The sequence below is a fragment of the Streptomyces sp. NPDC002144 genome (assembly GCF_053593695.1).
The window spans coordinates 1-22,274 of record NZ_JBSFDB010000075.1 but is presented as its reverse complement, the minus strand read 5'-3'; the positions used below and the strand labels follow the sequence as shown (position 1 = coordinate 22,274).

Sequence of the window (22,274 nt, the reverse complement as noted above, 5' to 3'; positions counted from 1 at the left end):
CGGGAACGGCGCTGCCGTGATCGTGCGCCCGACATGCTCTCGGTGCCACCAAGGCTACGCCCGGCCCGGACGGGCGGCCCGAGGCGCCGGAAGCGACGGTCCGCTTCCCCGGAACAGGGTCAACACGCAAGGAGCACCCCGACCGGGCAGCCCGACCATCTCCCCGAGGTTCCGCCACCCCCACGAGTCGTAGGCGGCCTGCCCGGCCCGGTCGGCCGGACTCAACAGGGCCACTCCGAGTTCGGTGCGCTCATCGGCCAGCAGACGCTGTTGCAGACGGCGGCCGATGTCGCGGTGCTGTGGATGCTGGTGCGCCACGACCTGGGTGAGGAGCAGGAACCGGGCACAGCCGGTGAGCCGTTGGACGCTCTCCTGCAACCCTTGCTCGGACCGGCCGACGGGGCTCACCGGGAATCCGAAGACGCATCCCACCAGCACCGTCGTCTCGGCGAGGAGCAGCGCGAAACCAGGCCGTCGGGCGCTGACGGCAAGCCGTCGCAGGAAGTCGCTCCGTGCCCGGTACACCTTTCCGGAGGAGCCCGCCACAGACGCCACGGCCAGGTCGGCGATGTCCTCCCGCATGTCCTCCGCCTGCCGACGGGTGAGTCTGCGCAGGCGGATCGCGTCCGCGACGACCGGCGCACGGGCGCGGTCACCGGGGGGCTGTCTCCCGGGCGCCGACGGAACCGCCGCGACCGTGTCCGGCAGACCACGGAGCAGGACCGGCGGCACAGGACGTGCCGGGGACGGTAGGAGCAGGGGCGCGGAACCGGTGGCGGCGAGGAGCTCGGTGATCTGCGCGCACGGATGGTGCAGGTGCAGACAGGCGTGTACGCGGCCGGCATGCCGTGACGCCGTCAGGAAGACGTCCAGCCCCTTGGCGTCACACGAGCCGACCGTGGTCAGATCCACGTCGATGGCGGTCATGCCGTCGCGCAGGCACTGCTCCAGCGCGGCCCGCAGCAGGGGCGCCGTGGCCGGCCAGATGTCGCCGACAAGCGTGACGAGGGCCCGCTCCCCCCGGTCACGCCGGTGGATGTCCAGGCGCTGCACGTCCATCACCCACCCTTCGGCAGGGAAGCGCAACGACCAGGGACGTGCGCGGAGTTGCTGTGATCGCGGCGGACATGACGCCGACCCGTCTCCGCACCGCCGCTCGGACGACCCGGGGTTGGTCTCTCGCCGAGGACGACCCGGCAGGACGGCCGGAGTGCGTGATGCCCTCGGTATCTCCACCGTACGCCGCCGGCCACCTCGACCCGCAGCAGCGGACGGGTCCACGGAACGAGCGCACCGCCTGCCGGGCACCCATGAAGACATCCGGGGCAGACGGCCCACTCGTGAGGCACACTGCCGAACCTCACGCCGCCCGAGTATCCGGTGAGGGCGGTCTCACACAAAGCCGCCACAGGTAGGCGCGTTTCCGCTCACGCAGGGCCCTGAAGACGAAGCAGCGCCGGAAACTCGCGGTACGTTCAGGCCACGCCTGGCCTGGGAGCGACGCCCGGGCCGTCACAGGACCAGGACCGCGCGCACTCTCTTGCCGCCCCCGCTGACCGGATCGATGTCGAGGCGCTGTGCCAGGCACCGCACCATGGCGAGTCCACGCCCGCTCTCGCCCCAGGTAGTCAGCGGTCGCACTCGGGGCCGACCGGGGCTGTCGTCGTAGACCTCGACGGTCACCTGCGTGTCGGACGCGTGCAGACGCAGGCGGCAGGTGCCGCCGTGTCGCGTGGCGTTGGTGACCAGTTCGGAGACGATGAGGGTCGCGTCGCCGATGTGCTCGGCGTCGAGCCCTGCCGCCCGGCGGTCGGGCCGGGCGAGGAACTGCGAGGTCAACTTCCGTGCCCTGCCCGCCGATTCGGCGTCGTCGGGCAGGAGGTACTCGACTCGTACGAAACGCCGATGGGTACGCCGATGCGCACGCATGGCGGATCACTTCCCCTCCTGGGCCACCGACCGCCATGGCCGTGGCCACTCGCCGGGCCGCGGCATGTCCTGCCCGGCCGGGCCTGTCCCCTCCTGATGCCCCGCGGGGGTGATCGCCAACCGGAAGCGGGCGAGCGACTCACCGGTCGCGGCGCGGCGGCGCTGCAGCGCGATGGTCACGTGTCTTCTGCCGGAGGACTTCCTCCCGCATCCGCCAGGAGCGCGCTCGCCGTGAGGTGAAGCGCGGGATCGGCCGCGGCCGTCATCAGCCGCCCGGCCGTGGCCGCGCCGGTCCCGGGCGGGACGATCAGCAGGTCCCGGCGTCCGACGCCGTAGGAGAAGAGCCGGATGGCGTGCGGGTCGAACCCGGACGTGTACCACGTTGCCCGCACCGTGTGACCGGCGACGGGCAGCTCGCGCGGCGCCTGAGGCCAGGCACTGCGGTGCGCGGCCATGCGCGTCACACGCCCCCACGATGTGTCCAACGCCTCGATGAGAGCGGGCAGTTCGGCCGGAAGGTCGTCGGAACAGGGCCACCAGGCGCCGCTCACGGGGCCGGGTGGAAAAGTCGGCGGGCGCAGGGTGAGCCGGGTGGGAAGTGAGGAGGGGCGCCTCCGGGAGGAGTGCTTGCGGTCGGGCGAGGCGCGTCGACCGGTGGGCGCGTTCATGTCGCGGTCCCTGTCTCCGGGCCGCCGGGCGACGGGCCGGTGTCGTGGTGCGCCGAGAACGACGCCGACGGGGGCCGGCGCACGGTCAACTCCCGGTTCGCTCCACGCTACTCCGCCCCGGTGTGTCGACAGGCGGGCCGACCGACGGATTCTCATGGGTCGTTATGGGTTCTCACCCGGGGAAAGTCCGCATAGGCTTGCAGGATTCCGCCGTACATAGGATTTCGTACGGAACGCACGCCGTTCGGCAGCCTGTCAACTGCCCGCGCCCCGAGAACCCGGGCAAGGACCGACTCGCAGCCCCTGCAGAGCAGTCGGCTCCCGTTGCCCGCCCGGTCGGCTCCTGTGCTCGCCTCGCCCTGCTTCCCCTCGTCGCGTGACCGGCGCGGTGACCTGCTCACCGTGGCACGGTCCGATGTGGGGCACACGGCTCCCGAACACGCGCCGAGACCGGGGGGAATCGGTCGCGTGGGGAGCCCATGGCGGCCGTCGTCGGGGATCGGACGCCCGACGGCGGCCGTCGGAAGGCGTGTGCGCGGAATGCTCCCGATGACTTCACGCTCCCCCCGAAGAGGCCGGACGGACGTCGCCTCACATACGTCGGCGGTCCTCCCCGGGGGAGCGGCTGGTCTCCAACCAGGACCGCGCCGGTTCCGCCGCCCGCGTCGTGTCCACGGCGAGCTCACGCCGCGTTCCTCCCCCGGCGCCCGCGGGGAAGCTGCGATGCTCGGTGGCCGCGAAGCAATGGCGGAGAACCTCCGCAACGCGACGGGCGACCTCGGGGGAGGCGGCGACGATGCGTACCTCGGCGCGTCCGTCCGGGGGTGTTTCCGTGGGCCACCAGGCGCCGCTCACCGGGCCGGGCGGAAAGGCAGGTGGGCACAGGATGAGCCTCGCCGGACAGCGGGGTGTACGGGAGGGTTCTCACCCGGGGCGAGTGCACGTAGGGCTACCGTGTTCGGCCGCCCGTGGGATCCCGCGGGAACGCATACCGTTTGGCGGCCTGAGGCTGCCCGGGCCCCATGACCCCGGGCAAGGACCGATTCGCAGGCCCTGCGGAGCCGGGGGACCGGCGGCCGCCGGATGACGCGGTGCCGGGCACGCCCCGGCGCGCGGCGGTACATCGCGCCCACCGCCGGTCCCGTGGCCCCCTGGCCGGGCGCGCAACAGCCGTCCGGTGATCTCCCGGTACTCCCGCAGTGCGAACCGTAGTTGGGTGGACTGTGTCTCGGGGTCCAGGTCCGCCCAGTCCGCGCGCAGGGCCCGCCGCCGCTCCGCGAGGGCGCTCACCAGCTGGGGGGCGGCTTCGTCGCACGCGCCCGCTGCCTCCTCCAGTGCCTCGCGCGGGCTGTCCGCGAAGGTGTTGACGGCATGTCCGAGGCGGCGCACGATCTCCTCCCGTCCGTCCGAGGGGAGCAGCGGCTCCGGGCCCGTGGCACGGCGTCCGACGGGGCCCGAGGGCCGGTCCGCGGGCTGCTGGGCGCGTGTCTGGTCGTACATCGTCGTGTGTACCGCTTCCATGGGGACGTGTGTCACCGTGCATAGGCGCCGTTCGCCTCCTGGACGGCCTGCCGCAGGCTTTCCGGAGACCCGGTCGGCCCTGTCCTTCCTGACCCGGCGCCGTGCTGCCGGTCAACGTCCGGCGACGGTGGGTGGGCGGGCGTCAACGCGCCGCCGGCCCGGAGGTACCTGCCGGAGGGCGCCGACCAGCGGTGTCCGGGCATTCCCCCGCACGAGGAGTACGGTGGGCAGAACGAGGGTGTGTCGTGCCGATCCGACAGGTCGTCTCCAGCACACCACCCGCCCCATGGGCAGCCCGTGACCCCGGCCGCACCTCCGTCAGAGCGGCCTCATCGAGGGCAGGAGCCCCGTCCCATGTCACTCAGTCCCACCACGCCTGTCCCGTCTGTCCCGGCACCCCCGCCCGACACCGTCCTGCCGCCGCAGACCTACGACGGCACCTCCCCCTTCCCGTCGGACGGCCCGTTGCCCGCGCGCGACGGCGGGGAGCGGCTGTACGTGGCCGTGACCGGGGTGATCGTCGTCCTGCCGTTCGTGGCCCTCGGCCTGGCCGGCTGGCTGCTGTGGGGCAGCCTGATCCACCCCGCCGACATCGTGCTCGCCGCCGTCCTCTACACGATCACGGGCCTCGGCGTCACGGTCGGCTTCCACCGCGGACTCACCCACGGCGGCTACCGTGCCGCCCGTCCCGTGCGCATCGCGCTCGCGGTGGCCGGCTCGATGAGCTTCCAGGGCGACGTCATCGGCTGGGTCGCCACCCACCGCCGCCACCACGCCTTCACCGACCGGCCCGGCGACCCGCACTCGCCGTACCGCTACGGCACGCATCTGCGCGGCCAGTTGCGCGGGCTGCTGCACGCTCATGTCGGGTGGCTGTTCCGCAACGACCGTACGCCGCCGGAGCGTTACGCCCCCGACCTGCTGGCCGACCGCGACATCCGGGCCGTCTCCCGCGCCTTCCCGCTGCTGTGTGTCCTCACGCTCGCGCTGCCGTTCGGGCTGGGCTGGGCGATCGGCGGCAGCTGGCTGTACGGCGTGACCGCCCTGCTGTGGGCGGGACTTGTCCGTATCGCCCTGCTCCACCACGTCACCTGGAGCGTCAACTCCCTCTGCCACCTGATCGGTGAGCGTCCCTTCCGCACCCGGCGCCACGACCGGGCCACCAACCTGTGGCCGCTCGCCCTGCTCTCCTTCGGCGAGAGCTGGCACAACCTCCACCACGCCGACCCCACCAGCGCCCGGCACGGCGTCGACCGCGGTCAACTCGACCCGTCCGCCGCCGTCATCCGCCTCCTCGAACGCCTCGGCTGGGTGCACGACGTGCGCTGGCCGACGCCGGAGCGGGTCGCGGCCCGTCGCGCCTGACGTCAACCACCCACTCGCGCACGGCCAGTCGACAGGAGCTCAGCCCATGACCACCGCACTGCAACCCCCGCTTCCCTCCCACCCTGTCCTGCGCCTGCGCCTGGCACCCCACGGCGACCTGCCCCGGGCCATCGACGGGGCGTGGTGGCCGCGCTCCTACGACCTCCTCGTCGAACTCCCGCGCCTGCTCGCCGGGTTGCCACGGGAGTGGGGCCATGTCACCAGCGTCACCGTCAACGGGGCGGCCTGGCCCGTGACGGCCGGCCGGATGTTCGTGTCCAACCAGGTCGTACGACTGCACAGGACCCTGGCCGCGTCCGCCCCGCCCACCGTCGTCCTGCTCGCCCCCGGCCGGGGGCGCTGGGACCTGCTGGTCGTGCCCCCGGACACGACCGCAGAGGCCGCGGAACCGCTCATGGCGGCCGCTGTGGCCGACATCGAGGGAGGTTCGCCATGGGTACCGGACCCGGTTCCCCGCGGGTGACCCCGCTCCCGCCGGACGCCGTCCACCGGGCCGTCAAGCCCGGTACGGCCGTCGTCCGGCTGGAGACGACGGATGACCGGCGGGGCGTTCTCGACGGGGCGTGGTGGCCGCGCTCCCGTGACATCGCGGCCGAACTCCCCGCCCTGGTCACGGCGTTGACCGAGCTGCTGGGTCCCGTCACACGGGTCGGCCTGGACGCCACCGCGTGGGACCCGCTGCCGACGCGGCTGGTCGTCGGTGACCGTGTGGTCCGCATCGACTCCTTCCCGGTCGGCGACGACACCGTTCTGGTCACCCGGGGCGAGGCGGACCACTTCTCCCTCCTCGTGGTCCCGCCGCACGCGACGCCCGAGGCGGCACGCGCCGCGATGGCCGAAGCGGTACGCGCCGGCAACGTCACCCAGGCCGCACAGATCCTCATCGACACCGGGACGTGAGAGAGGTCAGCCGCCGCGGTCCACGGAACGGTCCGGTGCCGGTGGCGGGATGTCCGCGGTGTCGAAGCCGCCCGAGATGATCTGCGTGGCGAACTCCGACAGACGCAGGTGACGGGCGCGGGCGTACGACCGGAACGCGGCGAAGGCGTCGTCGACGGAGGTGTTCCAGCGCTCCGCCAGCACGCCCTTGACCTGTTCGATCAGGATGCGGCTGCTCAGCGCGGTTTCCAGCTGGCTGTTCTCGACGTGTGACTGCTCCAGCGTGCGCTGCTGCAGGATCGCGATGGTGGCCACGTCGGCGAGGGCGCGGGCGAGCACGATGTCGTCGTCGCCGAGGCGTTGCGGTGTGGTCTGGAAGAGGTTGAGCGCGCCGACGATCCTGCTGCGCAGGCGCAGCGGGATGGCGTGGGTGGCCACGTACCCGGTCTCGCGGGCGCGGGCCGCGAAGCGCGGCCAGGGCACGGTCGTCTCCGGGCGCGTCAGGTCGATGTTGGTGCGGGCGTTGCCGGTGCGGTAGCACTCCACGCACGGGCCCTGGTCCTGCTGGAGCGCGAACAGCTCCAGCAGCCGGGTGTGTTCGTCCGAGGCGGCGATGATCTGCAGTTCGCCGTGCGCGTCGGCGAGCAGGATGCCGGCGGCCGACACGTCGAGCAGCTCGACGCAGCGTGTGGACAGCCGTTGCAGCAGGTCGATGACGTCGAAGTCATCGACGAGGGAGTCGGCGACCTCCACGAAGATCTCGGCCAGACGTCGTTCGCGGGCCATGCCGATCATCCCTTTCCTCCGTCGGGCGAATTCGGCCCGCTTCCATCGTCGTCGAAATCGTCGGTGAAGTCGTCGGTGGGGTCGTTGCGGAAACGGAGCCTGCGGGCGACCACGTCCTCGGCCACCTCCCCGAGGGGGCGTTCGCTGCCGTAGGCGTGGGCCCGCAGGCGCAGGAGCGCTTCCTGCATGGACACACCGAGCTGGACGCTGATCATTCCCGTGGCCTGGTGCACGGCCGGGCGGTGCAGCACCGACGGTGGCTCCGGAACCCCGAGCGGCGAACCGTCCCCGCCCCGGCGCAGGTCCCCGCCCAGAAACGCGCCGGTCAGCGCCGCCGCCAGGGCACCGGCGTCCGCGTACTGCTGCTCGCCCATCCGCCGGTCCCCGTCGCACAGCACGGTCAGTACGCCGACCCGGATGGCGCCGATGCCGAGCGGGAAACAGCAGACACCGTGGACCCCCAGCTCCGCCGCGGCGGACAGCAGCGCGGGCCAGCGCTCGGGGCGGACACGGTCCAGGTCCGGCTCCAGGACGGGTGAGCCGGTGCGGACCGCGTCCGGTGCCGGGCCCTCGCCCAGCGTGAACTGGAGCTCGTCGAACCGCGCGCTCAGCTCGGGGTGACACCACAGTGGCTCCGGCGTCCGCTCGGCGCCGACGAGCAGTGTCAGCGCGACGCCCTCGGCGCCGAGGACCCGCGCCCAGGCCGCCGCCGGATCACCGGGCGCGTCCAGGTGCAGTCGGCGCAGCACCTCGGCCATGCCGTCGCTGATCACGGTGCCCGATTCTGCCACGGGCGGGGCTCCGTGCCGCGGGGCACCGCGCGGCCGCCGTCGCACCTCATGTGGGCCGGTCCGGTGCCGTGCGGCCGGCGGGTATGCCCTGCCAGGCGTCCCCTGGGTTGGCGTACCGGGGGAAACGGGCCAGCAGGCCGCAGGCCCGGAACAGGAGGGTCGTGCCCGGCCGGACGTGGACGACGCGCACCCATCCGCCCCGCCGACGGCAGTCGTGCCACGCCGCGCACAGCGGATCCACGACGCTGCCGTCCATGAAGGTCACGCCGCGCAGGTCGACGATGAGGAAGGGCGGCCCGCCGTCGCACCGGGCGGCCTCCAGGTCGTGCGCGAAGGCCGGCGCGGTCGTCACGTCCAGCTCACCGCCGGCCCGGACCACATGGCACTCGTCGAACAGATCGGGATACGGGCTCATTCGCGCCCATCTCCTCTGTCGGTGGAGTGGCTTTCGCCTTGCGCAGGGCCTCTGTTGCGCGGAACGGTGCTGCACGGAGAGGGCCGGGGTCACGGGCGGCCGTGCACCCAGCGTACTGCCGCGCACACGCGCGGCGGGGCGGCGGCCAGGCCCGGTTTTCCGCACCCTCTCGTCACCCCGCCCGTGCGGCTCCGCCGGCACGTTGGCTGAACCGGAGAAGTCTGGGTGGGCCCAGTCCCCAGGGGAACGCTGCTGAAACCCGCCTTGTACACCGAGGCCCCTGCCCGGCCGAGCGCACACCCCCGCGGAGCGGTTCATTCGTGTCTTTCCGCGATCAGGAATCAGGCAGACGCAGGGCGAGGAGGGCCACGTCGTCGGTGCTGCCGGGCGGCATCCGGGCCAGCAGTTCGTCGCACAGCGTGTCCAGCGGTGCGGTGGCGAGCGCGAGGGCGTGGCGGCGCAGTCGGCCCAGGCCGGTGTCGAGGTCGCTGCCGGGGATCTCGATCAGCCCGTCGGTGTAGAGGAGGAGGGTGGCGGCCGGCGGCAGGGGCAGGGTGGCGTCGGGTCTGCTCGCGCCGGTGACCGGGGGAGCGCCGAGGACGAGTCCCTGTCCGGCTTCGAGGTACTGCGCCTGTCCGTCGGGGGCCAGGAGGAGAGGCGGCGGATGCCCTGCACTGGTCCACCGCAGTGTCCAGGGGCCGGTGTCCGGGTGGCCTTCGACCCGGGCGAGGACGAGGGTGGCCATCGGGACGGTGGTGATGGCGGGCATGGCGTCGTCGAGGCGGTCGACGATCGCGCCCGGCGGTTCGGTGTGGTCCCAGGCCAGGGACCACAGGATGCCGTGCAGTTGGGCCATCCCGGCCGCCGCGGTCAGATCGTGTCCCACGACGTCCCCGATGACCAGCGCGAGCGCGCCGTCCTTCAGCACGAACGCGTCGTACCAGTCGCCGCCGACCTGGGAGCCGACCGGAGCGGGCTGGTAGCGGGCGGCCAGCCGCAGGCGGCCCGGCTGGGGCAGCGGGGCGAGCAGGTTGCGCTGCATGGCCCCCGCGACGGCGCGCTGGCGGCCGTACCGGCGGGCGTTGTCGACGACCAGGCCCACCCGGCGGCCGATGTCGCTCACCACGTCCAGGTCGTCGGTGTCGAAGGGGTGCGCCGGATCGGTGCGCACCAGCGTCAGCGCGCCGGTGATCTGCCGTCTGGAGGCCAGCGGCACAGTGATGACCGACGTCGCGTGCACCGTGCGCAGGAATCGCTGTGGAGGGCTGCCAGGGAGGAGCCGGAGGGGGCCGTGGCCTCCACCTCCTGCTGCTGCAGAAGGGGAGAACTGCCGTTCAGCACCTGGACAAGAGGCGAGTGGTCACCCTCCGCGGCCTCGGGAAGGTGCTCACGCCCGCCCTCCAGTCCGGCGTCCCGGCCCGCGGGACCGGTCACCGTCACCCGGTGGACCTGCCCGGAACCGGCCCGTAGGTCCACCGCCGCCCAGTCGGCGAGGCGCGGAACCAGCAGACGGCCCAGCCGGGCGAGGGCCTCGTCGGTCTCCAGGGTCTGGCCCAGTATGTCGGTGATCTCCGCGACCAGCGTCAGCCGCTCGTTGAGATCCTCCAGAGCACTCGTATAGGCCGCACGTTCCCGACGCGCGCCGTGGTCGACCGTGACGTCGGTGAAGAGCACGGCCATGCCCGTGAAGGAGCCGTCGTCCGCCAGGGGAGAAGCGGACCAGGAGATCGTGACCAGGCGACCGTCACCGCGCAGACAGCTGTCGCCCTCCCCGCGCGCGGCGACCTTCCCGGCCAGCGCCTGGAGCAGCGGGCACAGCTCCCTCAGGAGGGTGCTGCCGTCCGCATCCCGGTGCAGCAGCTCGTGCGCGTCCATCCCGCGCATCGCGCGGGCGGTCCGGCCCAGCAGCCGTTCGGCGGCCGGGTTGGCGACGAGGATCCGTCCGGCCGGATCCACCACCATCAGGGCGTTGCCCAGCTGCTCGACGACCTGCCGCCAGAAACCCTGCTCGATCGCCCCTTCACCTCCCGCACCCTCCACCGCGCCGCCCTCCGCCGGTGGTACGACGGCCTCGGCTGACCCACATGTCATCGCATGACCGAAACAACCCTGCCGTCATCGGATGATGCTTCTGCGGGCACTACGGCGTCCGAGGCCCAGCTGCGCACCGGGTCGTTCCTCCGCCGACCGAACGGTCCATTGAGCCTGTCCGAGGAGTACGCTGAAATCACCGAGGATATTTCGCGCACCGGCTTCCATGCTTGTGACGTTTTCGGCGATCGAATATGCCGGGCCGGTTACGGCCGGCCCGGGGCAGGGTTCGCGTCATGACTGCGACCATTTCCCTCCCGCCGACAGCCGAAGCGGAAGACCGTTCCTCCTCGTCCTTCGTCCGTCTGTCCCTGGCTCCCGTCGGTTCCGCACCGGCTCTGCTGGACGGCGCCTGGTGGCCCCGCTCCCGCGATCTGGTGGCGGAACTCCCCTCCCTGACCGACGTGCTGGATCCGCTGTGGGGGCGGATCACCCGGGTCACGGTGAATCCCACCCACTGGCCGGTCGTCCCGCGCAAGGTGCCCGTCGCCGGGCATGTGGTGAACGTGGGCTGGTTCCTGGCCGAGCAGGACCCGCATGAACTGCTGTTGCTCTCCTACCGCACGGGCCGCTGGAACCTCCTCGTGGTCCCGCCGCAGACGACTCCCGTCTCGGCCGCCTGGTTGATGGCCGCCGCGAGCGACCCACTGGGCACGTCGACCGCGAGCCGGCTGATGGAGGAGGCGGCGCGCCTGCGGACGGTGTCCGAGACCGACCGGGCCGTCGAGGCGGTCTGGGTCTCCGAAGGAGGACATGCGGCCCGCGATCCGGTCGCACGTCCACGGATCCCGGCCGTGACCGCTGCGCTGCCGTATCGGCCGATGGGAAGGTGAGGGTCGTGGAGACGTTCGTGACGGTGCTCGTGATCCTCGCGATGATCGCTCTCGGGGTGTTCCTCATCCATCTGCTCGGCGCACAGCACGGCGACCGCATCGCCGCATTCCACTACGGCCGCTCCGGAACGCCTGTCGCGGGACCGGCCGCGTCGGCTCCGCGGAAGGCCCGCGGCGGGGTGGGGACGAGCAGCGCCGGCCGCCGCCGCGACCATCGCGACGGCGGACGCGGGCGGCTCCGGCCCCGGCGCCGCACCCGTGACGGAGCCGGGTGAGCCCGTCTCCGGCAGGCACTCCCCGCCCGTCACCGAACGGGCGAACCGAACCAACTGATGCGCACAGCCCGCAGCCCGGGACCCCGGCCGCCGCACCGCTCCTGACAGGCCGGGGTCTTTCCGTGTCCTGCTTCCCTCCGAGCCGACCAGGCTTCCGACAGCGCCGTCCGCGCCCCGGACGGTAACCCTTCAGGACACGATGCCCGCCGGGTGCGGACCTTCCGTCCGATCGCCAGGCACATCTCCGAACGGCCGATCCACCACCGCCCTCCCCGACTCGGGCCGCCGGACCGGCCGTTCACTCCTCACCACGTACATCCCCGCATCGGCGGTACGCCGCGACGGGCACCCCGAACCGAGGAGCCATGCCCCTACCCCAGCTGAAAGTCCACCGGCACGACCGCAGCCACCGCACCCCGGTCACCCTCGCAGGAGAGATCGACACGGCCACCGCCCCGCTCCTACGCACCGCAGTGGCCGCATGCGTGCTCGACGGCGTCCGCTACGTCGACGTCGATCTCACGGCGGCCACCTTCTGCGACGCCGGCGGACTCAACGCCTTCCTCGCGGCACACCGGACGGCCACCGATGCCGGAACAGCCCTCCGACTGCACTGTCCGCCGCCGATCATGGCCCGCATCATCGAGATCACCGGCTCCGGCTTCCTGCTCCACGAGCCGTTCGCCGTTCGACCATCACCCGGTCGGGTTCCCGCTGCCGCGGGCGGTGCGCCGTGACGGCCCCGCTCCGCCGCGAGCCGCCATGGAGCGAGGGATCGACTCCCGCCCACGCGGTACGTCTGCGCCGACTGAACCGCTGGCAGGCCGAGACCCTGCGGGAGGACCTCGCCGATCTGTACGTGGAGTCCTCCCGGGCGCAGGCAGGCCAGGAGTACCGGGGGCGGGAAGCGTTTCTGCGGCGGCTCACCGGCGACATCCGGCGGGCCGGATTCGCCCTGCTGATCGCCGAGGACACGGCCTTCGCCGGGTGCGCGTACGGATTCCCCGTACCGCGCGAGGGAACATGGTGGAGGGGGTTCGACGGGCCCCTGCCGCAGAGCGTGGAACAGCTCACCGTGTCCGGACACGTCTTCGCGATCACCGAGATCGTGGTGCATCCCCATACGGACGACCAGGGCCTCGCCCGCCGACTCCAGCAACGTCTGCTCGCCGACCACCACGCCTCGCTCGGGGCGACCCTGGTCGACCAAGCCGACGCCCTGGCCTGCGACAGCTTCCTGTCGTGGGGATGGCAGGACATCGGAGCGGTCCGTCGACCGTCGGATCCCACGGTCCTCCGGTCGCCGGCCACTGTGCTGCTGCGGGCCCTGGTCCTTCCCCTCGGGCAGCGCAGTGCTGCCCACCCGGACGGCCTCGCCCACGAGAACCGCACCCAACGGCCGGACTGACAACCGACGAGCGGCCGCCGCGCGTACAACTCATCGCCGACCAGCGTTGGTCGAGGATCACGCCTGCCTGCACTCAAGCGACCGAGCGCGCAGCCGCAGGACACGGCTGCACCGCTGTCGACCGTGCTTCGCCGACAGGCTGGGCGCGTGATTGCCTTCCACGAGGTCGGCCGGGTGACGGCCGCGACGCACATCATGCGCTTCGGCGAGAACTCCACCTACGAGCTCGGCATCACCCCGGACGACTACGACGCCCAGCTCGACGTCGACTTCAGCGCACTCGGCAAGCGCGTGGCGGTAGCCGCCTGACCGGGGAAGAACGCGGGCGCTCGTACGCCGTCGAGGGAAGGCAGGAGAGGGTCATAGCTGCGCGCCGTGGGATCAGCCCGGCGAGGGCCAGGGAGCGGCTGTGCGCGGGCCAGGCGATGTGGGTGACGACGGCCGGCGCGTCGGTCACGGGGACGGCGGTGTGCTCGGCCCACAGCCAGGCGCGGGCGAACGGGGAAGACGGCCACGGTGCGTCCGAGGGCGATCATCTGGGCCAGCTGCGTCTGGTCGTGGATCTCGGAGCCCGGGCCGGGTGGGTACGTGCCGTGGCGGGGCCAGCGGGCGAGCGGAAGGTCGGCGATGTCGTTCTCGTCGGCCAGGGACAGAGTCCTGCGCGCGGCGAGGGGGTGCCTGGCGGGCAGGATGGCGATGTGCCCCTCGTTCATCAGTTCCTCGCTGTCGAACCCGGCGAGGGACTTGAACGGCGCGTGCATGAGCGCCGCACCACCCCGAGTAAAGGACCCAACGCCCTTGCGCCGACCCGCAATACCCCCTGCCCTTCCCCGCTCCCAGCGCACCGCCCACACCGCGCTGGAGGTGACCGCGAATGGCTGACCGCCTCCTGACCGTGGCCGAGGCAGGCGAAATGCTCGGCACGGGCGAGCGCTTCGTCCGCCGCTTGATCGCCGAGCGCCGCATCCGCTACGTGAAGCTCGGCCGTCCGGTCCGCATCCCCGAGAGCGCGATCACCGAGTACGTCGAGGCGCGCACCGTCGAGCCGGTCCGCCGCATCCGTGCCCGCTACGGGAAGGCGGCCTGATGGCGGCACGCAAGCCGCAGCGGCGGCGCGAGTTCGGCACGGTACGTAAGCTCGCCTCCGGCCGATGGCAGGCCCGCTACCTCGGACCGGACGGCCAACGGCACCAAGCACCGGAGACGTTCGAGACCAAGTCTGACGCCCAGGACTGGCTCAACCTCGTCCGCGCGGACATCGAGCGCAGCACTTGGCGTCACCCGGACGCCGGCGCGGTCAACTTCGAGAAGTACGCACTCCGTTGGCTGGAGGAACGCGGCCTGGCTCCCACCACCGTCGACCGCTACGACGGGCTTCTCCGTCTCCACATCCTGCCGACCTTCGGCGGCAAGAACCTGGACGAGATCACCCCGCCCTCCGTCCGCACATGGCGAGCCGACCGCCTGAAGGCGACCGGCGCCACCACGGTCGCCAAGTCGTACCGGCTGCTGAAAGCCATCCTGCAGACGGCGGTCGACGACGACATGCTCCGCAGCAACCCGTGCCGTATCAAGGGCGCGGGCAAGGAGAAGGCCGACGAACGCCCCACCGCCACCATCGAGCAGGTCTTCGACCTCGCCGATGCCATGGGCCCACGCTGGCGTCTGATGGTCCTGCTCGGAGCCTTCGCCTCCCTCCGCCCGGAGGAACTGGCCGAACTCCGCCGTCACAGTGTCGATCTCGACGAATGCTCCCTGCACGTGACACAGGCTTCGCCGGAGCTGACCAACGGCAGGCGCGTTACCGGTGACCCCAAGACCCGGGCGGGCAAGCGCACTGTCTACCTGCCCGACTTACTGCTCGCGGAACTGCGTCGCCACCTTCAGTGGTTCGCCGAGAAGGAGCGGGACGGACTCCTCTTCATCGGGGAGAAGGGCGCTCCCTTCCGCAGCTCGACCTTCGGCCGCAAGTGGCGCAAGGCGAGGACCAAGGTCGGCATGCCGGACAACTTCCGCTTCTACGACCTACGGCACACCGGCAACACTCTGGCTGCCGACACGGGTGCCAAGCTGAAGGACCTCATGGTCCGCGCCGGCCAGTCCTCGGAGCGCGCCCAGCTGATCTACCAGCACTCGACGGCGAGGCACCAGCGAAAGCTGGCGCAGAGCATCGACGTGGAGGTGCGCCAGCAGCTGCGCGACTCGAGTGCGGGGCGGCAGCAGGCACGCGAGGCGTAGTCGTCCACTGCAAGGCAGTCACGGGGTTCTGAGCGAAAGAGAGGTGAATCGGTCCTGTGCTATAGCATCTTCAATGGCATACTCGGAGTCATGGCTGACGACGTGGACTTCCTCCCCGGTGACGGTCCCACCAGCGGCATCTCCGTCACTCTGACCGCCGGCACCCTGCAGGCGATCCGCGATCGGGTCGGCAAGCGGGGCGTCTCGGCGTACCTGGAGAAGGCGGCCCAGCGGCAGATCGAGCAGGACAACCTTGACGAACTGATCGCGGACTTCGACAAGGTGCACGGCCCGGCCGACCCGGAGGCGGTGGCGGCCAAACGCGCGCGTCTGACCGGCGGCACCTCGGGCGCCGGGGCGGCCGCGTGAGCGGTGTCCTGGTCCTGGACAGCGAGGGCCTGGCGAAGGCGGTGCAGCGGGACCGTGAGGTCCACGAGTGGCTGACGGCCGCCCGCGACGCCGACCTGCCGGTCATCACCTCAGCGGCCGTCCTTGTCGAGGTCATCCACCCGAAGATCAATGAAGCCGCGCTGAGGTGGACGCTGTCACGAATCCGAGTCGAGCCGGTCACACAAGGCTTGGCGCAGGGTGCCGCCACCCTGCTGAGGGCAGCGGGGTTGCATGGCCACAAGTACGCCATCGACGCCATGCTGTGCGCGACCGCGCTCCAGCATCCTGGCCGGGTGACTATCCTGACGTCCGACGTCGAGGACATTGGTCTGCTCACCGCTGGGTATCCACGTGTGCTGGCCGAGAAGGTGTGAGGGAACGCTGCGACTCCGTCGGCCAGAGGGTGCGGGCTGTACCACCGACTGCGCCGAGATCCTGCCTGATCGAAGGAGTCTCGGACGCCCTGGTTGGCGCGGTCCCCTTCGGCGGCGGCGTGCCCACCGGAACCCCGGCTCGCTGCCGCTAGGCCGCCGTCGGCTACTACGCCATCACGCGGTCCGGGCGCTGCCGCCGCGGCCCAGCCGTTCACTCAGGAAACGGGAGCAGTGTTCACTCAGTGGACGCTCGCGCTGTTCACTCAGGAAACGCCCGGACTTTCAGTTCAGAGCCTGAACGGGGGTCCGCGCAGAGCTTGAACGGTCTCGCAATGGAGGACGTACCCGCCGTACCTTGAGTGACGGCAGGCAGCCACCGGCACCCCTGCCCCGGTAGCGCGGTCTTGGGGCACAGCGAGGCGCTTCGCGCGAGGCCACGACCGAGTCCTCCATGGCCTCGCCGACTGCGACCCGCCCGCTCCACCTCTCTCGCGGCAGCATCACGGCCCTGGCCCCGCCGCTTTGCGTACGCGACTTCCCTACCCTGCCGCCCATTAGTGGCGCAGGTCACAGAAAATGCGTCTCGCCATTCGAGACTATCAGCTGATATGTCATCAGAGATGGCCCTTCGATGTCCCTTTCGATGGCACATCGGCGCGACTTAGGGCACGCGGAGGGCACGCAACCCCCAAATTGGACTAGACAACAAACAAACCCCAGGCCACTGACCTGGGGTTTCATCATGGAGCGGGTGACGAGAATCGAACTCGCGCTCTCAGCTTGGGAAGCTGCGGGCATTTGGGCCTGAATGTGGCGATGACCTGGCAGTTCGCCTGGCGCCAGGTGTCATCGCCCTTGGTCGCTTTCACCGTGATTCCCCGCTGTTCCCCGCTCTATCTGGTGCGCTTGTGGTGCGTCGGTCGTGTCCTGGCCTGGTGCCGTCGACTCATCGGCTCCCCCGTACAGATGGGCGCGGAGACGATCCTTGGCGGCTTCAAGGCGTGGGCCGTAGTCGGGCATGAAGATCTCGCTCAGCGACTTATCCAGGCTTCCTGAGATCGCGTAGATCGGCGACCAGACGGCTTGATCGTGCACGATCCCCTCAAGGTCGTCGGACTGGAACATGACTTGGTAGAGCCAGTCCGATAGAACGAACGCTTGATCGCGCGTGAGCCTGATGGTGATCGCTTCCTCATCCACGCCCTCAACGTAGCCGCCTCGACTGGTGGTGTCCTGGGCCCGGTCCGTGCGGACCAACACGCTTTCCAACTGTGGTGGTGCCTGGCAGGGCCGCATACGGGGCCGTTCACCTGCGTTCATGGGCGGCCGGTTGTGAGAGCGGCTACCGGCTTCGGTCCCGTCTGAACGGTCGTGAACGGCGCTGAATGAGACGGAAACTGAGACGGCCGATGGGGCCGGGCTCGCTAGCATCTTCGCTGTTGGAGGGGGTTTCATGGCGCTGGTCTGCAAGGGATCACGACTGATTGCTGTCGACAGCACGCCTATCGCTGGCGGCTATGTGGCAGGCCGACGTACTTCCAGGGCGTGGCCTGGGCGCCGTGCACATAGACCCCGGGCATGACGCTCGTGCTCACCACCGACCAGCCGTATCCGAGCAACTGGATCAGTCGCGAGGCTGAGCTTGTGCTGCCGTCCGGTGTTGCTGCGGCTGTTCGAGTTTGCCCTGCGTGGGGGTGAACTCCGACGGCCCCGAGCTCCGCGTTTCACCTCGACCAGTCCGCCGACTTCACAGCCTCGCCGTGAGTGGTGAGCACCGCCTTAGGGGTTCGGCCCGAGCCCTCAGGGCCCGAACGCTCACGCTGTGAGTCGCCATGTGGGAAAACGTAGGGGGCAACGAGAGATGCCAATAGGCGGAGATCAAGGTCCAAGTAGCTCTATATCGTGGTAAGTTTGCCCCGATGGCGGACCGCCAGGGCCGCAGTCTTCCAGCTGCTTACAACTTTCAGAACAGCCTGCACTTGAATCCCGCGCACGGTAGTAGCCGAAAGGGACCATGCAGTGGTTCGTTCATCGAAAGGAAGTATTTTAGTTGGGATGGTTTCAGACTCTGGCACATGCACTACAGGGCTTCACCGGCAACGGTCTGTCCACGCTTTTGTCTCACGTGCCGCTTGCGGTGGTGGGTGTTGGCGTTCTCTACCTGTTTCTTGTTTTTCCGTTCCTCCGGGCTGAGGCTCGCGCGGACGTGTTGAAGTTGGTAGAGACTTACGTCCAGTGGGCAAAGGTCGCGCGGGGTAAGTGAGTAGTGCTCAGGCCCTCGGCATTGCGCCGGGGGCCCACTCCGTTTCATGCATGTTCGATCTTTAAATTAGTTGCCCTGCGTACACGAAGGCGGGATAGTTCAACTTAACGCCAAGGGGGCTATCTGTGTCTGTTAACGATGACGTCATCAAGGCTGGCGTAGCGAGCGATGCTGACTACATGGGCCGGTTGTTTCGTGACTTTCAGGCAGTGAATAACGCAAGCATATCGGCGATCACGCCTCTGTGTATGGCTCCGTACTTCTCACTCGTGCTTCATGAGGCGAAGCTGAAGCCCCAGACGATCGACCCTTCGGTGTTTGATGAGTTCTCCGCAGAAGCTGAAGAGGTGTGTGCCCGTGCCCGGCACAGCCTGAAGCTCTTCGAAGATAACCAGCGAAACATTGAAGGGCAGTTGCGTTTTTTTGAAGATGACATCTTGAAGAAGCACTCTGCGCGGTTCCTTGGGAATACCTGGCTCCGGTTCGCCCGTCGCTGGGAGAAGGACTTGGGGCTCTTCACGTACGACGGCACGCTAGTTACGACTTCACACGCTGCTGCGTTTCACCTTGGAGTCGAGGCAGACAAGCTCTTCCAGAATGATAACGGCGTGTACAGGATAGGCATCACGCGACAGATGGGGCAATGCTTCGCCGCACTTGGCGCTCGTATGGACACGCACGGAGGCGAGACGTTCGTACGTTTCCTCTCCGGGTCCCGTTTGAAGTCCGCAGACGTGTTGGCCTCTACCTACTACGCGGAGGCTTTTAATGGAGCAGCTACGCAGGCGGCCATCAACGTGGCCTTGACCGACTTCCAGGTCAGGATGAACTTCATCAACAAGGTCATCACGGCTGGCTCTGATATCCGCAATCTTGAGTACACGGTGTTCAAGATTCGGTACATCACCCTGTATCAGGTGTTGTTGAGCCTCAAGCTCCTCAAGGAGGATTCGCGATACCCGCTGTCTCCGGCGTCGACGAGAGTGATCGAAAACATCCTGGCCGCTCCCGCTGGACGCGTAGTCACGGACCGGTCCGTACGACATTTCCGAAACACCTTGATGCACTACAACCTGCTGCCCAGTGCTGATACTGCGAGGGTGGACCTGGGGCAGCCGATCTTTGGTCTGGTGCCTCAATACTTTCCCGGGTACGACTTCGAGGGACTGAGCGCTCTGGTCGACACGTGTATCAGTGAGACGGCCAGTGCCTTGAACGACTGGTCTCGTGGCGTCTAGTCGACGTGTTGTATTCGTGGCTCGCGCTACGGCATATAACGCTCCACGGCTTGGCCTTGTAGTTAGCTTCCATCTGTAATCAACCACTGCACTGGAAGTGAACTAAGGTCCCGTCGAACAAGAGGTTCTCCCGCCCGAGTCGCATTGGCTACAGCAGCGACCAAGGCTGCGTCTTCCTCTTTTGTCACCTTCACGGCACGGCCGGCATGCTCTCGGCGCTCTACGTACCCTCTCGTTTCGGCGTCGAGGAACCTGATCGTACAATTTTGAGATACCTTGATCTTTCCTAGCAGGATGTCTTGGTCGCCGTCGCGAATCAACTTAGCGGCTCTGCTGGCAACAATGTCGAAGCCTAGGGCGATGGCCAGAGCTTGAGAGCAGAACTCCTGAAGGTCGAGTGGCTGAATATTGGCGTCGGGCTTATGCGCGGCTTCGTGTCTAAGGCGCATAGCTTGATCGTATGCAGGCTTTAGAGGCATGCTGCCCGCACCGCATCGCCGCGCAATGATGCTGATTTCGTTCCAGGCATCTTGAATGTTGAGTGCAGCAAGAATTCCTGCAATTTCCGCGCTGCTAACATTCGAGCCAGAATATCCCAAGCTGAATCTGCTGATCTGTAGCGAACCACCGGAGGTGCTTGCAATCTGAGAGGCTGCCTCTTGCAGTAGTGCCAGATGGTCATCTCCCGCACTTTTCGCCATCTGCGCTCTATCTCTAGCCGCCTTCATCGCACCCATGGTTGCAGCTTCCTGGAGACCCTGAGGCAGCTTAGGGAAAGGGATGACTGTCCGGCTGATGAAGTCCAACAAGTCCTTCGTCCGCGCGCGAATGAAGTCTTCGAGGGACGTGAAGGCCACGACCATCAGGCCGTTTCTGAGTAGACGCGCACGAGCATTGTGCTCTACATCGGTCAGAACTCGGTCGACGAGATATGCGTCATTTGATGCGCTTTGGATGGTCTCAATGCGTTCAATGAAGGAGTCGCGGGAAGACATCGATTCTCCTTCTAGAACGATGAGATCATATGCCACACAGATTCAACTCGGTGCACTACTCGAGATGCAGTATTGGTTGCCACTCTGACTGCCGTCTCAAAGTCGGGATCGTCAAACAAATCACGAGTGCCTTGGATTACGTCCGCACTGTGAGCAACGAGGGTTGAAATCCTCTTGTCGTCAGCCATGCTCACGGCAATCATCTGGGCGTCGTACATTCCTGCCAGCATTTGATCGCGCCAGCTTGCACCTTCAGGCCGCTTGAAGGCGTAGTCGCCCCAAATCTTCTGACATGCGAGCAGTGAGCGCTCAAATGACTTGCGAAGTGTGTCAATCTCTCCTTGCTTCGCCTGGCCGTGCTTCTCCATGTACTTATCCATGGAGATTCGATAATCTCCAGAGAACGATCGCCAAGTCTCAAGCAGCATGAAGTATCTGAGCACAAACTCGGCATCGGCCATAAGGTTGAATGCCGAAGATTTTTCGTCCCGGATCTTCAACTGCCGACGAAGGAAAGCAGAATTTGCGAGTTCCATGATCAGGTCATTCAGTGGACCTCGATAAATGACGTTCCTAATTTCCTGTGCATTGAGAGGTTCGCCACCGGAATTCAGGCGGTGGAACACTTCATACTTTGTTCCCCTGTCCGACTGTCTTAGGATGGTGATGGCTCGGATGTAAGGTCGGACCTTTAGGGAATTCTGCAACTGCCCAGGAAGTTCGATGAATTTCAGGCCGTTGATCTCCGGAAATCGCGTAAGGGAGCTGAGTGCGAACGTCCCGGACATGAAGTCGCGGACAGCTGTGATGCGCTGTTTCCCGTCAATTACGGAGTAGCTGCCGTAATCGTCTTCGGATAGATATACTGGGGGTACAGGAACATTCAGAAGGAATGACTCGATCAACGCAGACTGGCGCCGCACATCCCAGCGCTCTCGACGCTGGAAAAGTGGAGCAACATCGATTGCTCCGCTATCTGCCATTGTTGCAATAGTCTCGAGGGAAAGGTCCGACGCCTGGATCACGAGCGCGTTCTGTGCGTTCTTGAATTTCTCGACGATCTCTGACTCGGTACTCATTACCTCTTCCAACAAGTCTCAGCCCGCACGTGCCTGTGATGAACACGTTCCTCGATCATGCCCGACTGATCGGACACATGTCTGCCGATTCGGCAGTCTGCTCTGCACTCGAGGCGCACGGCGCCACAGTGGGTACCCATGGCAGTGGATCGCCTCACCGCCTTCGCGTCCGTGTGGTGCGCTGCCTCCTCTACCTTCACCACCCCGTTCCCAGCTTCCATCCCGTCTGCCGTCGACCCACACACCGTGGAGCGGGCGTGGTTCAGGGCGTCAAGGTGGAGCGCGCCACTGTACGAACGACCTTGACGCCCTGGGCCGCGCCCGCTCGGCTCTGCCTGGGTCGACGGCAGACGGGATGGAAGCTCTCCGCGTACGCCACACTCGGCCGGTACTCGCGAGCGGCGCCTTCTCCATCCTGGAGTCGGAGCGCCCCCGCCGGAGGCACTGCTTTCTGAGAACAAGGGGCTGATTGCTGTGCGCGCGGCGCGGGCGCCGGCCGGGCTGGAGCGGGGCGGAGACAGGAGCGCAGGCCCGGCCGGGGGCCGGGCCGCGCGCGGGGAGCGGAGCGAGCCGCCTTGAACCAGTAGAGAAAGTTGTAACTCAGTCGGTCGGATGGGGCGTGTCTTGTCTCGGTTGATGCTTGACGTTGTGGCTTCACCTGATGCTTGACACCGCTTGCCTCGGCTTGGCTGTGCGCGTCTGATCGGCGCGTGCA

Annotated in this window: 26 protein-coding genes and 2 pseudogenes; 13 read left to right on the top strand and 15 right to left on the bottom strand. The window is 68.3% G+C overall.

Going from position 1 to position 22,274, the window contains the following annotated elements:
- Positions 1-54: 54 nt before the first annotated feature.
- From ACWCQ1_RS47455 to ACWCQ1_RS47430, 6 genes and pseudogenes are all read right to left on the bottom strand, one after another.
- Complete coding sequence (locus ACWCQ1_RS47455) at positions 55-1,059, bottom strand: STAS domain-containing protein (RefSeq protein ID WP_451029534.1); 1,005 nt, start codon at positions 1,057-1,059, stop codon at positions 55-57.
- A 453-nt stretch (positions 1,060-1,512) separates the two neighbouring features.
- Complete coding sequence (locus ACWCQ1_RS47450; protein ID WP_451029533.1) at positions 1,513-1,929, bottom strand: ATP-binding protein; 417 nt, start codon at positions 1,927-1,929, stop codon at positions 1,513-1,515.
- A 6-nt stretch (positions 1,930-1,935) separates the two neighbouring features.
- On the bottom strand, positions 1,936-2,109 hold the full coding sequence (locus ACWCQ1_RS47445) for a hypothetical protein (protein WP_358597894.1): 174 nt from the start codon (positions 2,107-2,109) through the stop codon (positions 1,936-1,938).
- Positions 2,106-2,597 (bottom strand): DUF5994 family protein, encoded by a 492-nt coding sequence (locus ACWCQ1_RS47440; RefSeq protein ID WP_451029532.1) that lies wholly within the window; start codon positions 2,595-2,597, stop codon positions 2,106-2,108. Before ACWCQ1_RS47440 ends, ACWCQ1_RS47445 begins: the two co-directional genes overlap by 4 nt.
- A 591-nt stretch (positions 2,598-3,188) precedes the next feature.
- Entirely contained in the window at positions 3,189-3,452 is a 264-nt protein-coding gene (locus ACWCQ1_RS47435; RefSeq protein ID WP_358597898.1) for a hypothetical protein, read from the bottom strand.
- Positions 3,453-3,758: 306 nt separating this feature from the next.
- A pseudogene (locus tag ACWCQ1_RS47430) lies at positions 3,759-4,097 on the bottom strand (hypothetical protein); the annotation flags it as partial.
- Positions 4,098-4,472: 375 nt separating this feature from the next.
- On the opposite strand from ACWCQ1_RS47430, the gene ACWCQ1_RS47425 reads away from it, so the two are divergent.
- From ACWCQ1_RS47425 to ACWCQ1_RS47415, 3 genes are read left to right on the top strand one after another with little or no spacing between them, the layout of a single operon-like run.
- Positions 4,473-5,483, top strand: a complete 1,011-nt coding sequence (locus tag ACWCQ1_RS47425) for an acyl-CoA desaturase (RefSeq protein ID WP_358597900.1) — start codon at positions 4,473-4,475, stop codon at positions 5,481-5,483.
- Between the two features lie 46 nt (positions 5,484-5,529).
- The gene (locus ACWCQ1_RS47420) at positions 5,530-5,967 is read left to right on the top strand and encodes a DUF5994 family protein (protein WP_451029531.1); all 438 of its coding nucleotides are present in this window, start codon (positions 5,530-5,532) and stop codon (positions 5,965-5,967) included.
- Positions 5,937-6,404, top strand: coding sequence for a DUF5994 family protein (locus tag ACWCQ1_RS47415; protein ID WP_451029530.1), 468 nt, complete (start codon positions 5,937-5,939; stop codon positions 6,402-6,404). Before ACWCQ1_RS47420 ends, ACWCQ1_RS47415 begins: the two co-directional genes overlap by 31 nt.
- Before the next feature lie 6 nt (positions 6,405-6,410).
- Here ACWCQ1_RS47415 and ACWCQ1_RS47410 read toward each other — a convergent pair whose 3' ends face one another.
- From ACWCQ1_RS47410 to ACWCQ1_RS47390, 5 genes are all read right to left on the bottom strand, one after another.
- On the bottom strand, positions 6,411-7,178 hold the full coding sequence (locus tag ACWCQ1_RS47410) for a GAF domain-containing protein (RefSeq protein ID WP_450701042.1): 768 nt from the start codon (positions 7,176-7,178) through the stop codon (positions 6,411-6,413).
- Complete coding sequence (locus ACWCQ1_RS47405; protein ID WP_358597911.1) at positions 7,175-7,960, bottom strand: GAF and ANTAR domain-containing protein; 786 nt, start codon at positions 7,958-7,960, stop codon at positions 7,175-7,177. Before ACWCQ1_RS47405 ends, ACWCQ1_RS47410 begins: the two co-directional genes overlap by 4 nt.
- A 46-nt stretch (positions 7,961-8,006) precedes the next feature.
- A complete protein-coding gene (locus ACWCQ1_RS47400; protein ID WP_451029529.1) occupies positions 8,007-8,375 on the bottom strand; it encodes an STAS domain-containing protein in 369 nt (122 codons plus the stop codon).
- 334 nt (positions 8,376-8,709) lie between these two features.
- Positions 8,710-9,615: a PP2C family protein-serine/threonine phosphatase gene (locus ACWCQ1_RS47395; RefSeq protein WP_451029528.1), complete on the bottom strand. Its 906-nt coding sequence runs from the start codon at positions 9,613-9,615 to the stop codon at positions 8,710-8,712.
- The gene (locus tag ACWCQ1_RS47390; RefSeq protein WP_451029527.1) at positions 9,552-10,466 is read right to left on the bottom strand and encodes a PAS domain S-box protein; all 915 of its coding nucleotides are present in this window, start codon (positions 10,464-10,466) and stop codon (positions 9,552-9,554) included. The genes ACWCQ1_RS47395 and ACWCQ1_RS47390 overlap by 64 nt, the downstream gene beginning before the upstream one ends.
- A gap of 236 nt (positions 10,467-10,702) precedes the next feature.
- Between ACWCQ1_RS47390 and ACWCQ1_RS47385 the strand changes: the two genes are divergently transcribed.
- The 5 genes from ACWCQ1_RS47385 (at position 10,703) to ACWCQ1_RS47365 (ending at position 13,291) form a co-directional block, all read left to right on the top strand.
- Complete coding sequence (locus tag ACWCQ1_RS47385) at positions 10,703-11,299, top strand: DUF5994 family protein (protein ID WP_451029526.1); 597 nt, start codon at positions 10,703-10,705, stop codon at positions 11,297-11,299.
- A gap of 5 nt (positions 11,300-11,304) precedes the next feature.
- Positions 11,305-11,574 (top strand): hypothetical protein, encoded by a 270-nt coding sequence (locus tag ACWCQ1_RS47380; RefSeq protein WP_358597924.1) that lies wholly within the window; start codon positions 11,305-11,307, stop codon positions 11,572-11,574.
- 365 nt (positions 11,575-11,939) lie between these two features.
- Positions 11,940-12,311 (top strand): STAS domain-containing protein, encoded by a 372-nt coding sequence (locus ACWCQ1_RS47375; protein WP_358597927.1) that lies wholly within the window; start codon positions 11,940-11,942, stop codon positions 12,309-12,311.
- Positions 12,308-12,982, top strand: a complete 675-nt coding sequence (locus tag ACWCQ1_RS47370) for a hypothetical protein (RefSeq protein WP_451029525.1) — start codon at positions 12,308-12,310, stop codon at positions 12,980-12,982. Before ACWCQ1_RS47375 ends, ACWCQ1_RS47370 begins: the two co-directional genes overlap by 4 nt.
- A gap of 147 nt (positions 12,983-13,129) precedes the next feature.
- Positions 13,130-13,291: a hypothetical protein gene (locus ACWCQ1_RS47365; protein ID WP_351472787.1), complete on the top strand. Its 162-nt coding sequence runs from the start codon at positions 13,130-13,132 to the stop codon at positions 13,289-13,291.
- On the opposite strand, the pseudogene ACWCQ1_RS47360 reads toward ACWCQ1_RS47365, so the two are convergent.
- Positions 13,254-13,761: pseudogene (locus ACWCQ1_RS47360) on the bottom strand (LysR substrate-binding domain-containing protein); the annotation flags it as partial. The gene ACWCQ1_RS47365 and the pseudogene ACWCQ1_RS47360 sit on opposite strands and share 38 nt — an antisense overlap.
- A gap of 95 nt (positions 13,762-13,856) precedes the next feature.
- Between ACWCQ1_RS47360 and ACWCQ1_RS47355 the strand changes: the two are divergent.
- The 4 genes from ACWCQ1_RS47355 (at position 13,857) to ACWCQ1_RS47340 (ending at position 15,984) form a co-directional block, all read left to right on the top strand.
- Positions 13,857-14,069, top strand: a complete 213-nt coding sequence (locus tag ACWCQ1_RS47355) for a helix-turn-helix domain-containing protein (protein WP_358597933.1) — start codon at positions 13,857-13,859, stop codon at positions 14,067-14,069.
- On the top strand, positions 14,069-15,220 hold the full coding sequence (locus ACWCQ1_RS47350; protein ID WP_451029524.1) for a tyrosine-type recombinase/integrase: 1,152 nt from the start codon (positions 14,069-14,071) through the stop codon (positions 15,218-15,220). Before ACWCQ1_RS47355 ends, ACWCQ1_RS47350 begins: the two co-directional genes overlap by 1 nt.
- Before the next feature lie 90 nt (positions 15,221-15,310).
- Positions 15,311-15,589, top strand: a complete 279-nt coding sequence (locus ACWCQ1_RS47345) for a hypothetical protein (protein ID WP_358597939.1) — start codon at positions 15,311-15,313, stop codon at positions 15,587-15,589.
- The gene (locus tag ACWCQ1_RS47340; protein ID WP_385254853.1) at positions 15,586-15,984 is read left to right on the top strand and encodes a type II toxin-antitoxin system VapC family toxin; all 399 of its coding nucleotides are present in this window, start codon (positions 15,586-15,588) and stop codon (positions 15,982-15,984) included. The genes ACWCQ1_RS47345 and ACWCQ1_RS47340 overlap by 4 nt, the downstream gene beginning before the upstream one ends.
- 846 nt (positions 15,985-16,830) lie before the next feature.
- On the opposite strand, the gene ACWCQ1_RS47335 is transcribed toward ACWCQ1_RS47340, so the two are convergent.
- On the bottom strand, positions 16,831-17,184 hold the full coding sequence (locus ACWCQ1_RS47335) for a hypothetical protein (RefSeq protein WP_451029523.1): 354 nt from the start codon (positions 17,182-17,184) through the stop codon (positions 16,831-16,833).
- A 1,188-nt stretch (positions 17,185-18,372) separates the two neighbouring features.
- Here ACWCQ1_RS47335 and ACWCQ1_RS47330 point away from each other — a divergent pair.
- On the top strand, positions 18,373-19,485 hold the full coding sequence (locus tag ACWCQ1_RS47330) for a hypothetical protein (protein ID WP_451029522.1): 1,113 nt from the start codon (positions 18,373-18,375) through the stop codon (positions 19,483-19,485).
- 62 nt (positions 19,486-19,547) lie between these two features.
- Here ACWCQ1_RS47330 and ACWCQ1_RS47325 read toward each other — a convergent pair whose 3' ends face one another.
- Positions 19,548-20,480 carry a hypothetical protein gene (locus ACWCQ1_RS47325; protein ID WP_451029521.1) on the bottom strand — a complete coding sequence of 311 codons (933 nt, stop codon included), beginning with the start codon at positions 20,478-20,480 and terminating at the stop codon, positions 19,548-19,550.
- 11 nt (positions 20,481-20,491) lie between these two features.
- A complete protein-coding gene (locus ACWCQ1_RS47320; RefSeq protein WP_451029520.1) occupies positions 20,492-21,559 on the bottom strand; it encodes a DUF262 domain-containing protein in 1,068 nt (355 codons plus the stop codon).
- Positions 21,560-22,274: the final 715 nt, after the last annotated feature.

What these genes read in the sequence shown, in the direction of transcription:
- ACWCQ1_RS47455 (WP_451029534.1), bottom strand. Translation starts at nt 1,059, where the DNA reads ATGGACGTGCAGCGCCTGGACATCCACCGGCGTGACCGGGGGGAGCGG.
- ACWCQ1_RS47450 (WP_451029533.1), bottom strand. Translation starts at nt 1,929, where the DNA reads ATGCGTGCGCATCGGCGTACCCATCGGCGTTTCGTACGAGTCGAGTAC.
- ACWCQ1_RS47440 (WP_451029532.1), bottom strand. Translation starts at nt 2,597, where the DNA reads ATGAACGCGCCCACCGGTCGACGCGCCTCGCCCGACCGCAAGCACTCC.
- ACWCQ1_RS47425 (WP_358597900.1), top strand. Translation starts at nt 4,473, where the DNA reads ATGTCACTCAGTCCCACCACGCCTGTCCCGTCTGTCCCGGCACCCCCG.
- ACWCQ1_RS47420 (WP_451029531.1), top strand. Translation starts at nt 5,530, where the DNA reads ATGACCACCGCACTGCAACCCCCGCTTCCCTCCCACCCTGTCCTGCGC.
- ACWCQ1_RS47415 (WP_451029530.1), top strand. Translation starts at nt 5,937, where the DNA reads ATGGGTACCGGACCCGGTTCCCCGCGGGTGACCCCGCTCCCGCCGGAC.
- ACWCQ1_RS47410 (WP_450701042.1), bottom strand. Translation starts at nt 7,178, where the DNA reads ATGATCGGCATGGCCCGCGAACGACGTCTGGCCGAGATCTTCGTGGAG.
- ACWCQ1_RS47400 (WP_451029529.1), bottom strand. Translation starts at nt 8,375, where the DNA reads ATGAGCCCGTATCCCGATCTGTTCGACGAGTGCCATGTGGTCCGGGCC.
- ACWCQ1_RS47390 (WP_451029527.1), bottom strand. Translation starts at nt 10,466, where the DNA reads ATGACATGTGGGTCAGCCGAGGCCGTCGTACCACCGGCGGAGGGCGGC.
- ACWCQ1_RS47385 (WP_451029526.1), top strand. Translation starts at nt 10,703, where the DNA reads ATGACTGCGACCATTTCCCTCCCGCCGACAGCCGAAGCGGAAGACCGT.
- ACWCQ1_RS47375 (WP_358597927.1), top strand. Translation starts at nt 11,940, where the DNA reads ATGCCCCTACCCCAGCTGAAAGTCCACCGGCACGACCGCAGCCACCGC.
- ACWCQ1_RS47355 (WP_358597933.1), top strand. Translation starts at nt 13,857, where the DNA reads ATGGCTGACCGCCTCCTGACCGTGGCCGAGGCAGGCGAAATGCTCGGC.
- ACWCQ1_RS47350 (WP_451029524.1), top strand. Translation starts at nt 14,069, where the DNA reads ATGGCGGCACGCAAGCCGCAGCGGCGGCGCGAGTTCGGCACGGTACGT.
- ACWCQ1_RS47345 (WP_358597939.1), top strand. Translation starts at nt 15,311, where the DNA reads ATGGCTGACGACGTGGACTTCCTCCCCGGTGACGGTCCCACCAGCGGC.
- ACWCQ1_RS47325 (WP_451029521.1), bottom strand. Translation starts at nt 20,480, where the DNA reads ATGTCTTCCCGCGACTCCTTCATTGAACGCATTGAGACCATCCAAAGC.
- ACWCQ1_RS47320 (WP_451029520.1), bottom strand. Translation starts at nt 21,559, where the DNA reads ATGAGTACCGAGTCAGAGATCGTCGAGAAATTCAAGAACGCACAGAAC.